This window comes from Pseudoflavitalea sp. G-6-1-2 (assembly GCF_012927185.1).
Lineage (GTDB): Bacteria > Bacteroidota > Bacteroidia > Chitinophagales > Chitinophagaceae > Pseudobacter.
Window position 1 is genome coordinate 168540 of record NZ_JABBGB010000001.1, and the last position, 12100, is coordinate 180639.

Genomic DNA, 12100 nt, shown 5'->3' on the forward strand with positions numbered 1-12100 from the left:
ATACACGAAAACAAAAGCCACCTGATCATCTCAGGTGGCTTTCAAATATCTGTTCAACTTCTACGAAAACATTTCACGCACTTTATCGAAGAAGTTCTTCTCGCTCTTATCGGGCTGTGGCTTGAAATTAGGCGACTGCGACAGTTTCTCCAGCATCGCCTTTTCTTCGGACGTAAGGTGTTGCGGCGTCCACACATTCACATAGATCAGCTGATCACCTTTTTCGTAGCTGTTCACAGCGGGGAAACCTTTTCCTTTGAGTCGGAAGATCTTTCCACTCTGCGTACCAGCAGGTATCTTGATTTTTGCACGCCCATCGATAGTAGGCACTTCCACGTTGGTGCCGAAGGCGGCATCGGGGAATGAGAGATGCAACTCGTAAGCTACATTCAGTCCATCGCGGTGCAATTCTTTGTGTTGTTCTTCTTCGATGAGGATAATCAGATCACCTGCAGGACCTCCACGTTCACCGGCATTGCCTCTTCCGCTTACGCTGAGCTGCATGCCTTCCTGTACACCTGCCGGGATATCGATGCTTACGGTTTCTTCTCCATACACACGTCCTTCTCCTTTACAGCTTCCGCATTTGGCCGTTATCACATGCCCTTCACCGTTACAGGTTGGACAAGTGGTTACGGTCTGCATCTGACCGAGGAAGGTATTGGTTACTTTGCGAACCTGTCCGCTTCCGCCGCAGGTACCGCAGGTTTGTGTGCTGTTCTTGTCTTTGGCGCCGCTTCCGGTACAGGTGCTGCAGACAACGTATTTTTTTACTTTGATCTGCTTGTTTACACCTTTGGCGATCTCTTCGTAAGTGAGTTTGAGTTTAATGCGGAGATTGCTTCCGCGAACACCGCGTGAGCGCTGACCGCCTCTTCTTCCGCCACCACCGCCACCTCCGAAGAAGTTGCCGAAGATATCGTCTCCGAAAATATCACCGAACTGGCTGAAGATATCATCCATGTTCTGTCCGCCGCCGAATCCGCCACGGCCGTTGCCGCTCATTCCTGCATGTCCAAAACGATCGTACTGTGCGCGTTTATCCTGATCGCTCAGCACTTCGTAGGCTTCTGCCGCTTCTTTGAATTTCTCCTCGGCAGCTTTATCGCCGGGGTTACGGTCAGGGTGATATTGCATGGCTACTTTCCGGTAAGCCTTTTTGATCTCATCCTGGGAGGAGCTTTTTGATACTCCCAATATTTCGTAATAATCTCTTTTCATAGAAAACCAGGGTATTATTTTCCTACAACCACTTTAGCAAACCGGATGATTTTGTCATTCAGGTAATAGCCCTTGGTTACTTCATCCACCACTTTTCCCTGGAGATCAGGAGTGGGCGCGGGGATTTCGGTAATGGCTTCGTGGAATTCGGGGTTAAATTCAGTTCCGATGGCCTGCATTGGTTTGAGGCCTTTGGCAGCGAGTGTATTGCGCAGTTTGGCGAATACGAGCTGCACGCCTTCGCGGATAGCGGGATTATCTTCCTGTGTTTCGAGGGTCTTTTCTGCGCGCTCACTATCGTCGAGTACATCGAGCAGTGAAGTGATCACATCTTTGCCGGCAGTCTGGATCAGATCCAGTCTTTCCTTCGCCGTTCTTTTTCTGAAATTGTCGAATTCAGCGGCCTGACGGATGTATTTGTCTTTCAGTTCTGCTACTTCTGCGCGGAGTTTTTCCACTTCAGAATTTCCGCCTGCATTGTTTTCATTGGTCTCTTCGGAATTGAGTTCCATATTGCTGGCATCCTGGCCGTTGTCGTCCAAAATCGGATCTTTATCTGTCATAGCTTTCCTGTTTTTATGCCTTTTTGCTGTAATAATGGCCGATGGGCACTGTGAACCGGTAAAAATACACCGTTTCATCGGCAAACCATAGTTGGGCAATTACTTTGCCAGCGGTGCAAATCGGGTCAAATTGTCCGGCATTTCCGGTTCAAAAAGAAGACCCCCGCAGCGAAGCGAGGGTCTTGATATTCTGTCTGATGCGGACTGATCCGTCTATCAGTATTAATTGGCTTCTTCAGCACCTTCCACCAGTACGGTCACTTTGTTGTTCAGTACTTCTACAAAGCCGCCCTGGATGTTGTAGTACACCACGTGGTTGCTTTTGTCTTTCAGCACTTTCATCTTTCCGGCCTTGAGGGCAGAAACGAGTGGAGCGTGCTTGTCGAGTACTTCGAACAGACCGCTGATGCCAGGCAGTTGTACTCCGTATACATCTCCGCTGAACAGCTTGCGTTCCGGTGTTAATATTTCTAAGTTCATATCAGATTAAAATGATGTGACAAATTATCCGTGAGCCTGAGCCAACAGCTTCTTACCTTTTTCGATAGCATCTTCGATAGTACCTACGAGGTTGAATGCTGCTTCTGGGTATTCGTCTACTTCACCATCCATGATCATGTTGAAACCGCGGATAGTATCTTCGATCGGAACCAGTACACCTTTCAGACCAGTGAACTGCTCTGCCACGTGGAATGGCTGAGACAGGAAACGCTGAACTTTACGGGCGCGTGATACGGTTTGTTTGTCTTCGTCGCTCAACTCATCGAGACCGAGGATCGCAATGATATCCTGCAGCTCTTTGTAACGCTGAAGGATCAGCTTAACACGGTCAGCACATTTGTAGTGAGCTTCACCTACGATTGCAGGAGTAAGGATACGGCTGGTAGAATCCAGCGGGTCAACCGCAGGATAGATACCAAGGTCAGCAATCTTACGGCTCAATACAGTGGTTGCATCAAGGTGAGCGAAGGTTGTTGCAGGCGCAGGGTCAGTCAAGTCATCCGCAGGTACGTAAACCGCCTGTACGGAAGTGATTGATCCGTTTTTGGTTGAAGTGATACGCTCCTGCATCAATCCCATCTCGGTAGCCAGTGTTGGCTGGTAACCTACCGCAGAAGGCATACGACCAAGGAGGGCTGATACTTCAGAACCTGCCTGTGTGAAACGGAAGATATTGTCTACGAAGAAGAGGATGTCACGGCCTTTGCCTTGTCCATCTCCATCACGATAGTATTCAGCCATTGTAAGACCAGAGAGGGCCACACGTGCACGAGCACCTGGGGGTTCGTTCATCTGTCCGAATACGAAAGTAGCTTTTGAATCAGCCAGTTCTTTCATATCTACTTTGCTCAGATCCCAGCCACCATTCTCCATGCTGTGCTTGAATTCTTCGCCATATTTCATGATGCCAGCTTCGATCATCTCACGCATCAGGTCATTACCTTCACGTGTTCTTTCACCCACACCTGCGAATACAGACACACCAGAGTATGCTTTCGCGATGTTGTTGATCAGCTCCTGGATCAATACGGTTTTACCTACACCCGCACCACCGAAGAGACCGATTTTACCACCTTTTGCATAAGGCTCGATCAGGTCAATTACTTTGATACCGGTGAACAGGATTTCAGAAGCTGTAGACAGGTTCTCAAATGCAGGGGGTTTAGCGTGGATCGCACGGCCACCTTTCTTGGAAACTGCAGGCAATCCGTCGATAGGATCTCCGGTTACGTTGAAAAGACGACCTTTAATTGCGTCGCCGGCTGGCATTGTGATCGCAGCTCCGGTATCAACTACCTCCATACCGCGAACCAGACCCTCGGTACCGTCCATCGCAATGCAGCGTACAGAGTCTTCTCCGAGGTGCTGCTGTGCTTCCAGTACAAGAGTTTCGCCATTTTGTTTTTTCAGTTCAAGTGCGTTGTAGATTTCCGGGAGTTTGCCATCAAACTGCACATCCACTACCGCGCCGATGATCTGTTTGATCTTTCCAACGTTTGCCATATAAGATGTTTAAGAGAGCGTTTTAATTTGGCCGCAAAGGTAAGGGCTGTAAAGAGAATTATGAAATAAGAAGCAGGAAATAATGTGAGAACCGCCAGGTTTTATGCCGGAAAGCCCGGATATATTATAAATGATGTACATAAAGGTCATATTATAAACCAATTACATGCCCGGTGCGATTTTTGAAATTATCCACTGAATTGCCACTTCTGCCGCCTGTTGGCTGGTAATCGTGCCCACTTTATCTGTATTTGTAATCAATTGCAAAAGATCTATTTATATTCAATCAACCTTATCATTTTTTTTGTACCCTTGTACATTGACAACTACATGAAAAGAAACTGTGATGCAACTGACAGAAGTTAAGGATGCTGCTACGGCTGCTGCATTTATTCAGGTAAATGTAGTGATCAATAAACACGACCCCAGCTATATCCGCCCTTTGGATAAGGATGTGGAGGAGGTTTTCGACCCCAAACGCAACAAAGCTTTTGGATTCGGAGAAGTAACCCGCTGGATCCTTCACGATAAAAATGGTGCACTCATCGGCCGCATTGCCGCTTTCATAAACAACAAATACCACAATAAAGGAGATGAAGGCCCCGTAGGCGGCATCGGATTCTTCGACTGCATCAATGATCAGAATGCCGCAGACATGCTCTTCGATGCATCGCGCCACTGGCTGCTTCAGCGAGGCATGGAAGCCATGGATGGCCCCATCAATTTCGGAGAGCGCGACCGCTGGTGGGGACTTGTAGTAAAAGGCTTCAACGAGCCGCTTTACTGCATGAACTACAATCAACCCTACTACCAGTCGCTGTTCGAGACTTACGGATTCAGGCCATTCTACAACCAGCTCTGCTTCGGCATGACCCTCCAGGGACCATTCCATAAAAAACTCTGGAACCGCCACGCCGCCATTGCCAACGACCCCAGTTACAAAATGCTCAACATCGACAAAGCGCAACTGGGAAAATACGCGGCAGACTTCTGCGAGGTGTACAACAAAGCATGGTCTGAACATGAAGGCATGAAGGAACTCAATCAGCAACAGGTGCTCCGCATGTTCGAGAAAATGAAACCGGTGATGGATGAAAAGATCGCATGGTTCGTGTACCACAACAACCAGCCGGTTTCTGTATTCATCAATCTCCCCGATCTCAATCAGTGGTTCAAATGTCTCGATGGCAAATTCAACTGGTGGAATAAACTCAAATTGTTCTGGCTGATGAAAAAGAGACCCACCCGTAAAATGGTAGGGTTGGTTTTCGGAGTAATTCCGGAATATCAGGGCAGAGGCCTCGATGCCTATATGATCATCGAAGCCAGTATTACGCTGAGACAATACGCCTACGATCAATACGAAATGCAGTGGATCGGCGACTTCAATCCCAAGATGATCAATGTTGCCAAACGCATGGGCGAAACATGGCCCAGCAGAACGCTTACCACTTATCGCTATAACTTCGACAGAACGAAGGAATTCAAGCCACATCCGGTTTTGCTGTAACAGACGGAGCTACTCATCTTTCTTCTTCCGTCTCTTCATCTTCCCATAAATCTTTTTGGCTTTGCTTACCATGGTAAGAAATTCCTCTTCGAAGTAATCTCCTTTGCGCAGCGATTCGTTGGCGAGGTCTATCACATCGCTCCATCCATACTGATTGGAAAATTTCGATTGCTTCAGCAGCGACGCAAACATCGATACACTTGTAGCAAAACGATAGCATTGCGGCAGTTCATCAAACCCGGTGAATACACTCTCCACCTGATACTCAGAAATACGCCGGACCGTTTCTGCCGGCTTGCGGAAATTGATGCTGATATTGGCCAGCGGTTCGTCGGTGGGATAAGAATCTGCTCCGCTGCCTCTGACAGGCGTCAGTTCAAAAAGCACCAGCAATGAATGTCCGGGCCCAACCTCTCCCCCTTCCACTTCGTTGAGGGAATCGGCCAGCGCCTTTGCTTTATTGTCGAATCCGATCAGCCTGTACTCGCGCACAAGCGACGAATTGAAACGAATATTCAGATACGCATCATCGGCAACCGTGTAAAGTGTTTGCGTGAGTTCTTTCACCAATACTTTTTCGGCCTCATGTTCATTATCGAGATACGCAAAATTGCCATTGCCTTTTTTAGCAAGCACTTCGAGTTTGGAGTCTTTGTAATTGCCCATGCCTACACCAAGGCAGGTAAGATAGATGCCGCTCTCCTGATGCATGGTGATCAGTTTCTCCAGCTCGGCCTCACTCGACTGCCCTACGTTGAAATCCCCGTCTGTAGCGAGTATCACGCGATTATTCCCTCCTTTGATGAACTGGCTCTTCGCCAGCCGGTACGCATTTCTGATACCCGATTCACCCGGCGTTGATCCTCCCGGATACATCTCTTCGATCGCCTTGCTGATCTTTGCCTTATCTCCGCCTGACGTGGGACCCAGCCAAACGCCCGTAGCACCGCCATACACTACAATGCTAACGGTGTCTATTGAACGAAGATTGTTCACCAGCAATTTGAAAGATGCCTTCAGCAGAGGCAACCGATTCGGCATATCCATCGACCCTGATACATCTACCAGAAAAACGAGATTGGATGGAGGGATGGCCGCACTGTCCATTTTCCTCGAACTCACATTGAGAAATAACAACTGATGCGCAGGCTCCCATGGACATTCAGAAATATAACTCCTGAATCCGAAGATGCTGTCCCTCGCCATTGGTGATGCTTCGAAGTTGAAATAGTTCAGCAGTTCCTCTGTACGCACGGCGTCCGGAGGAACGGTAGTATTCATGTTGAGGAAGCGGCGGATATTGCTGTAAGCTGCTTTATCGGTATGAATGGCGAAGCCTGTTTCAGGATATTTTCTCGCAGGCACAAATTCATTCTCCACCAGGGCGCTGTAGGTTTCGCCACTGAAGAGTTTGCGCCGTCTTTCTTCGGGATTGAGATCGCGCGTGATGCTCACCAGCCTGTTGCGTTGCAGATTGGCAGCGGAGTGCAGCATCTTCAAGGCAATGGTATGATAACGGCCGGCCTGCAGTTTAATAGCGAGATCCTGAAAGCCATCGAGAGAGATGAATATCGAATCGGTCTCCCTTGTGCTTACGATGCCAAAAGAGCCATTGATGCCGGAACTGTAAATGTAATTGGTGCTCTGCAATTTGAGTTTGGCATTGGACAATGCATTGCCCTTTTCGTCTCTGATCTCACCGCGGAGGTAATATTGAGCAGAAGTTTTGGCGCATAAAAAAGCAGTCAGCAGTATTGTAGCAGCAATTCTCAACCCTGAAATTTGGGACGAAAAGTACCATATACTTCGGTCACTTGCAAGTGCAGTTGCGGAGAATGCTATTCAGCCAGCTTGTAAATGGCTGGGATATTCCTCCCGAGTCCGTCATAATCAAGGCCGTAGCCCACTACAAACTCATTGGGAATGGCAAATCCGAGATAGTCGATGGGAATGGGAAAAACAGTGGCTTCGGGCTTGTGCAGCAGTGTAACTATCTTGAGGGAAGATGGCTGCTGGTGGTGCAGCTGCGGCAAAAATTCGCTGAGCGTTTTGCCCGTATCTACGATGTCTTCGATAACCACCACATCACGGCCAAAGATATCAGTATCGAGGCCGATGGCCGTAATCACCTGGCCCGTAGAACGGGTTCCCTTATACGAAGCCAGCTTTATGAAACATACTTCCACATCCACCGTCAGTTCTTTGAAGAGGTCTGCCGCAAAGATGAAACTGCCATTTAGTATGGCAATGAACACCGGCCTTTTGCCTGCATAGTCTTTATTGATATCCGCTGCTATTTCTTTGATGCGGGTTTTGATCATTTCAGCAGTGAGGTATGGCTGGAACGATTTATCGTGTACGTGGATGATGCTCATAAGTTGGTTATTGATAAATGACAAGCATTTGCCCGATCTTCAGATCGGCACTCTGCAGTTTGTTCCATTCCTGGATCTTCTCAACGGTTACATTGTATTTCTTAGCGATGCTGTAGAGTGTTTCTTTTGTTTGTACTGTATGCGCAATGGCATTGGCCATTGCCGGTCTGTTGTCTACCGTTGTTCTCACCACATCCGCTACTGCAGGCATATCCGCTGCCAGTCTGGGTTTGGAAGGAGATTTGGTATGAAGATACAATTGCTCGCCGGCAGCGGGTTCTTCCTCTTCGTTGAGATGATTGTATTTCAGCAGGCTTTCGAAGCGGATGGCTTCTGTCTGACAAATATCGTACAACGATTCGCCGGGCTTCACTATATGAAATTCATTGGCGCCTGTTTTGCGCTTGCGCTGAAGATAGAGCAGTTGATTTTCTGTGAGAATATCTTCTCTTCCGAGATCATTGAAATCGAGCAGGCGACGCAAAGAAATATCATAATTCTTTGCGATGGCCAGCAGTGATGTGCCACTCGTGGCAAAGATCACGCGGGTTTCGTTGATCCTGAACTCACCTTTTGGATAATCCGTTGCAACCGGCTCCATGTACACAGCGGGCACTGTTGCAGGGCCGGATGGTTGTGCTGCTGTCTGCACCACTTCCATGGCAATCGGGTCGCCGATCTCCAGTTTGGGAACTGCCGCGATGATCTCTTCGCGCGGCTTCGCTCTTCCGAGAGCAATGAGCGAATACTCCTGCAGGTTGTAATCTTCGATCAGCTTTATCAGCAGCTGCGAATATTTTATGTTGGTGGCATAGCCGGCTTTCTTCAGTCCGTATGCCCATCCTTTGTAATCGGTGGGATCGAGGCCGAAGAGGAAAGCGTAACGCTGACTGTTCTTCAGAAAGTTGGAATGATCTGTGTAAGATTCTTTGGGATCGGAGTAGCTGCGGAAGCATTCTCCGCGTGCATCATCGTCGTGATACACTTTATTGCCCGTCCAGGTATTCTTGCACTTGATGCCGAAGTGGTTATTCGATTTAAGTACGAGCGGGCTTCTTCCGGCCATCGTTTCATGAATGCCCTGTGCCAGTTTGATGGAAGCGGGAACACCTGTTCTCACCATTTCCTGAATGGCGAGTTCCTTGTAGGTGTTGATGTAGTTTAGAATGTCTTCGCTCTTCTGAGCTTTTGCACATAGTGTTGCCAGCAGCGGCAAAACAATCATTAAGCGTTTCAGCATTCCTTTTTATTTTTTACGGATCATGAGTAAGCCATCACGAATGGTGAGCAATACCTGCTCCACCCTGTTATCCTGCAGAACCATTTCATTGAAGGCCTGCATGGCTTTGCCATTTTTTGTTGTCACCGGCGTTTCCAGTACCTGTCCATGGAACAGCACATTATCAGCCAGTATCACACCACCGGGCCGCACAGCTGGCAAAACCAGGTTGAAATACTCCATATAGGAAACCTTGTCTGCATCGATAAACACCAGATCCCAGGTTTCCTGCAGGGTGGGTATTATCTGTAACGCATTGCCGACGTGCAAAATTATCTTATCACGATCAATTGACCTATCAAAATTTGCCTGAGATATAGCTCCATCGGCCTCTCTGAGCTCAATTGTATGCAATAAACCGTCTTTTAACAAGCCTTTTGCAAGGCAAAGGGCGCTGTATCCGGTAAATGTGCCTATCTCGAGGATACGGCGGGGCTGCATCATTTTGCTCAGCATTTGGAGCACGGCCCCCTGAACATGACCGCTCAGCATATGCGGTTGCGCATGCGAGGCATAGGTACGTTCATTGATCTCCTGCAGCAACTCATCTTCGGGAGAAGTGAATTTTGCAGCATACTCTTCTATGATTGCGGGGATCAGTTCCACAGTGGCGTTTCGCACAAAGATAATCTTTGTACTTTTACGCAAATCGCTTGCTTTGAATACCGGCCTTGAAAATCTTCGCGTACAACGGTGGGTTGTAACCGTTGCCATAATGCTGTTCCTCCTGAAAATTGTGGCGTATTTTCTTACCCACTCCGTAGCCATACTCACAGACGCGCTCGAAAGCACCGTGAATGTGATTGCGGGATTCATTGGACTGTACAGCCTCTACGTGGCTTCCAAACCCAGAGACGAAGATCATCCTTACGGACACGGCAAAGCAGAATTTCTCTCGGCAGCAGTTGAAGGCACATTGATTCTGATTGCCGGGCTCATCATCATCTTCGAATCTGTAAGCAATTTCATTCATCCCCGCTCTCTGCAAAAACTGGATTATGGTATCCTGCTCATTGCCGTTACTGCGCTCATCAATTTTGTTGTAGGAAGCATCAGTATCAAAAAGGGAACGAAGAATAATTCACTCGCATTGGTTGCAAGCGGCAAACACCTCCAATCGGATACATGGTCTACACTCGGCATCATTGCCGGATTGATTGCCATCAAATTTACCGGACTGCTCTGGCTCGATGGAGCCATCGCCATAGTGCTCGCATTGTACATCATGTATACCGGCTACGGCATTCTCCGCAAATCGCTGGCAGGAATTATGGACGAAGCAGATAAGGATCTGCTGCAAAGAATGGTTGTTCTGCTCGATGCCAACCGACGCACCAACTGGATGGATATTCACAATCTCCGCGTAATCAAATATGGCGGGCAATTGCATGTAGACTGCCACCTTACCGTTCCCTGGTATTTCAATGTAAATGAAGCACACGTTGAAGTGGATGAGCTCGCAAACCTTATCAGGCGTGAGTTTGGAGACAGCATCGAAATGGCGGTGCATACAGATGCCTGCATGGATTTCAGTTGTTTCATCTGCACCAAATCCGATTGCAACGTGCGTAAACATGAGTATGTACAACAGGTGAAGTGGGATATGAAACACCTGCAAAGCAACCGCAAACATTCGTTGCAGACAATCGAATAATCCTCCGCAATTTCCCCCGTAATCTCCGGGGTATATTTCCTATGTGGATAAACTGCGCATTGGCACGGTACATGCAATTATACCCTCACTAAAACCGTCCCCCTTATGAAAAAGACAATCTTAATCGGTCTGTTGATGACCCTCATCATGTGCCTGCTGATTTACATTTTTACCGACTTCTGATTCAGCGAACAGTACATGCAAATAAATTTCAATCGATAATTTATTGATCGAAGATATCAGGCCTGCGTTCTTTGGTACGCTGAATGGCCTGCTCATGGCGCCAGTCGGCTACCTTGATGGGATCGCCGCACATGAGAATTTCCGGTACTTTCCAGCCGCGGAAATCTGCGGGCCGGGTGTATACGGGAGGTGCAAGCAGATTGTCCTGAAAGCTGTCTGTAAGTGCAGATGTTTCATCGCCCAGTACACCGGGCAATAGTCTGCCTACTGCATCTACGATTATCGCTGCAGCGAGCTCCCCGCCACTCAGCACATAATCGCCGATAGAGATTTCCATGGTTACAAAATGTTCGCGGATGCGTTGATCGATGCCCTTGTAATGGCCGCAGATGATCAGCAGATTGCCTTTGAGTGAAAGTCTATTGGCGGTGGGTTGATCAAAGCGTGGACCATCGGGCGTTACGTAGATGATCTCGTCGTAGGTTCTGTCTTTCGACAGCGTTTCGATGGCATTGGCCAGCGGTTCCGGCATCATCACCATCCCTGCTCCTCCTCCGTACTGGTAATCGTCTATTTGTCCATATTCATTCACAGCCCACTGGCGCAGGTGATGCACATGCACTTCGAGCAAACCCTTGTCACGGGCTCTTTTCATGATGGAATGCGAAAGCGGACTTTCCAGTAATTCGGGTACAACAGAAATAATATCGATACGCATGGCGCAAAGATAAGGCAGTATCACAGGAACTTTCACTAAATTGTATCTCCATCCCCCTACTCTGGCCCGCAGGCCCCTTCCCCCTGATTATTCATTTATTATTAAAAGATTGAAGCATCATGATACTTCAAAAGAACACGCCTGCACCGGATTTTGAGCTGTACAATTCGCCCGATCACAAGCTGAAACTCAGCGATTTCAAAGGCAAGCGCCTGATACTCGCTTTCTATCCGGCCGACTGGAGCCCCGTGTGCAGCGATCAGATGAGCCTTTACAACGAAACACTCAGACTATTCCACAAACACAATGCAGAAGTGCTGGGCATTTCGGTAGACAGCAAGTGGTGCCATATGGCTTTCGAAGAAAACCGTAATCTGCACTTTCCATTACTGGCCGATTTTGAGCCCAAAGGAGCAGTGAGCAAAAAATACGGCGCCTACAACGAACAGGAAGGAGAAAGCCTGCGCGCGCTTTTCGTGATCGATGAAAAAGGCATCATTCAGTGGAGCCATTTATCTCCCGACAGCGTGAATCCCGGAGCCGACGGCATTCTCGACGCACTCGAAGCTATGGACAATCACAAAAAATAATTC

The 12100-nt window shown here is 48.2% G+C and carries 12 protein-coding genes; 3 read left to right on the forward strand and 9 right to left on the reverse strand.

The window, feature by feature from the left end:
* Positions 1–60: 60 nt before the first annotated feature.
* The 4 genes from dnaJ to atpD form a co-directional block, all read right to left on the reverse strand.
* Positions 61–1221: a molecular chaperone DnaJ gene (dnaJ, locus tag HHL16_RS00605; RefSeq protein WP_169423207.1), complete on the reverse strand. Its 1161-nt coding sequence runs from the start codon at positions 1219–1221 to the stop codon at positions 61–63.
* Positions 1222–1235: 14 nt separating this feature from the next.
* A complete protein-coding gene (locus HHL16_RS00610) occupies positions 1236–1784 on the reverse strand; it encodes a nucleotide exchange factor GrpE (protein WP_169423208.1) in 549 nt (182 codons plus the stop codon).
* Between the two features lie 222 nt (positions 1785–2006).
* Positions 2007–2264, reverse strand: a complete 258-nt coding sequence (gene atpC / locus HHL16_RS00615) for an ATP synthase F1 subunit epsilon (RefSeq protein WP_169423209.1) — start codon at positions 2262–2264, stop codon at positions 2007–2009.
* A 24-nt stretch (positions 2265–2288) separates the two neighbouring features.
* A complete protein-coding gene (atpD, locus tag HHL16_RS00620; RefSeq protein WP_169423210.1) occupies positions 2289–3788 on the reverse strand; it encodes a F0F1 ATP synthase subunit beta in 1500 nt (499 codons plus the stop codon).
* A 346-nt stretch (positions 3789–4134) separates the two neighbouring features.
* Here atpD and HHL16_RS00625 point away from each other — a divergent pair, with 346 nt between their 5' ends.
* A complete protein-coding gene (locus tag HHL16_RS00625; RefSeq protein ID WP_169423211.1) occupies positions 4135–5298 on the forward strand; it encodes a hypothetical protein in 1164 nt (387 codons plus the stop codon).
* Between the two features lie 9 nt (positions 5299–5307).
* Here HHL16_RS00625 and HHL16_RS00630 read toward each other — a convergent pair whose 3' ends face one another.
* From HHL16_RS00630 to HHL16_RS00645, 4 genes are all read right to left on the reverse strand, one after another.
* A complete protein-coding gene (locus HHL16_RS00630) occupies positions 5308–7071 on the reverse strand; it encodes a VWA domain-containing protein (RefSeq protein ID WP_169423212.1) in 1764 nt (587 codons plus the stop codon).
* Positions 7072–7136: 65 nt separating this feature from the next.
* The gene (gene hpt / locus HHL16_RS00635; RefSeq protein ID WP_206022199.1) at positions 7137–7673 is read right to left on the reverse strand and encodes a hypoxanthine phosphoribosyltransferase; all 537 of its coding nucleotides are present in this window, start codon (positions 7671–7673) and stop codon (positions 7137–7139) included.
* Positions 7674–7680: 7 nt separating this feature from the next.
* The gene (locus tag HHL16_RS00640; protein WP_169423213.1) at positions 7681–8913 is read right to left on the reverse strand and encodes a glucosaminidase domain-containing protein; all 1233 of its coding nucleotides are present in this window, start codon (positions 8911–8913) and stop codon (positions 7681–7683) included.
* A 6-nt stretch (positions 8914–8919) separates the two neighbouring features.
* Positions 8920–9573, reverse strand: coding sequence for an O-methyltransferase (locus HHL16_RS00645; RefSeq protein WP_346766819.1), 654 nt, complete (start codon positions 9571–9573; stop codon positions 8920–8922).
* A 37-nt stretch (positions 9574–9610) separates the two neighbouring features.
* Here HHL16_RS00645 and HHL16_RS00650 point away from each other — a divergent pair, with 37 nt between their 5' ends.
* Positions 9611–10606, forward strand: coding sequence for a cation diffusion facilitator family transporter (locus tag HHL16_RS00650; protein ID WP_206022203.1), 996 nt, complete (start codon positions 9611–9613; stop codon positions 10604–10606).
* Positions 10607–10829: 223 nt separating this feature from the next.
* Here the strand turns inward: HHL16_RS00650 and trmD are convergent, their stop codons facing one another.
* On the reverse strand, positions 10830–11507 hold the full coding sequence (gene trmD / locus HHL16_RS00655) for a tRNA (guanosine(37)-N1)-methyltransferase TrmD (protein WP_169423215.1): 678 nt from the start codon (positions 11505–11507) through the stop codon (positions 10830–10832).
* A 119-nt stretch (positions 11508–11626) separates the two neighbouring features.
* On the opposite strand from trmD, the gene HHL16_RS00660 reads away from it, so the two are divergent.
* Positions 11627–12097, forward strand: coding sequence for a redoxin domain-containing protein (locus tag HHL16_RS00660; protein WP_206022204.1), 471 nt, complete (start codon positions 11627–11629; stop codon positions 12095–12097).
* Positions 12098–12100: the final 3 nt, after the last annotated feature.

Excerpts from the sequence above, each read along its gene's own strand:
- atpD (WP_169423210.1), bottom strand. The coding sequence starts at position 3,788 with ATGGCAAACGTTGGAAAGATCAAACAGATCATCGGCGCGGTAGTGGAT.
- HHL16_RS00640 (WP_169423213.1), bottom strand. The coding sequence starts at position 8,913 with ATGCTGAAACGCTTAATGATTGTTTTGCCGCTGCTGGCAACACTATGT.
- atpC (WP_169423209.1), bottom strand. The coding sequence starts at position 2,264 with ATGAACTTAGAAATATTAACACCGGAACGCAAGCTGTTCAGCGGAGAT.
- HHL16_RS00610 (WP_169423208.1), bottom strand. The coding sequence starts at position 1,784 with ATGACAGATAAAGATCCGATTTTGGACGACAACGGCCAGGATGCCAGC.
- HHL16_RS00660 (WP_206022204.1), top strand. The coding sequence starts at position 11,627 with ATGATACTTCAAAAGAACACGCCTGCACCGGATTTTGAGCTGTACAAT.
- trmD (WP_169423215.1), bottom strand. The coding sequence starts at position 11,507 with ATGCGTATCGATATTATTTCTGTTGTACCCGAATTACTGGAAAGTCCG.
- HHL16_RS00625 (WP_169423211.1), top strand. The coding sequence starts at position 4,135 with ATGCAACTGACAGAAGTTAAGGATGCTGCTACGGCTGCTGCATTTATT.
- dnaJ (WP_169423207.1), bottom strand. The coding sequence starts at position 1,221 with ATGAAAAGAGATTATTACGAAATATTGGGAGTATCAAAAAGCTCCTCC.
- hpt (WP_206022199.1), bottom strand. The coding sequence starts at position 7,673 with ATGAGCATCATCCACGTACACGATAAATCGTTCCAGCCATACCTCACT.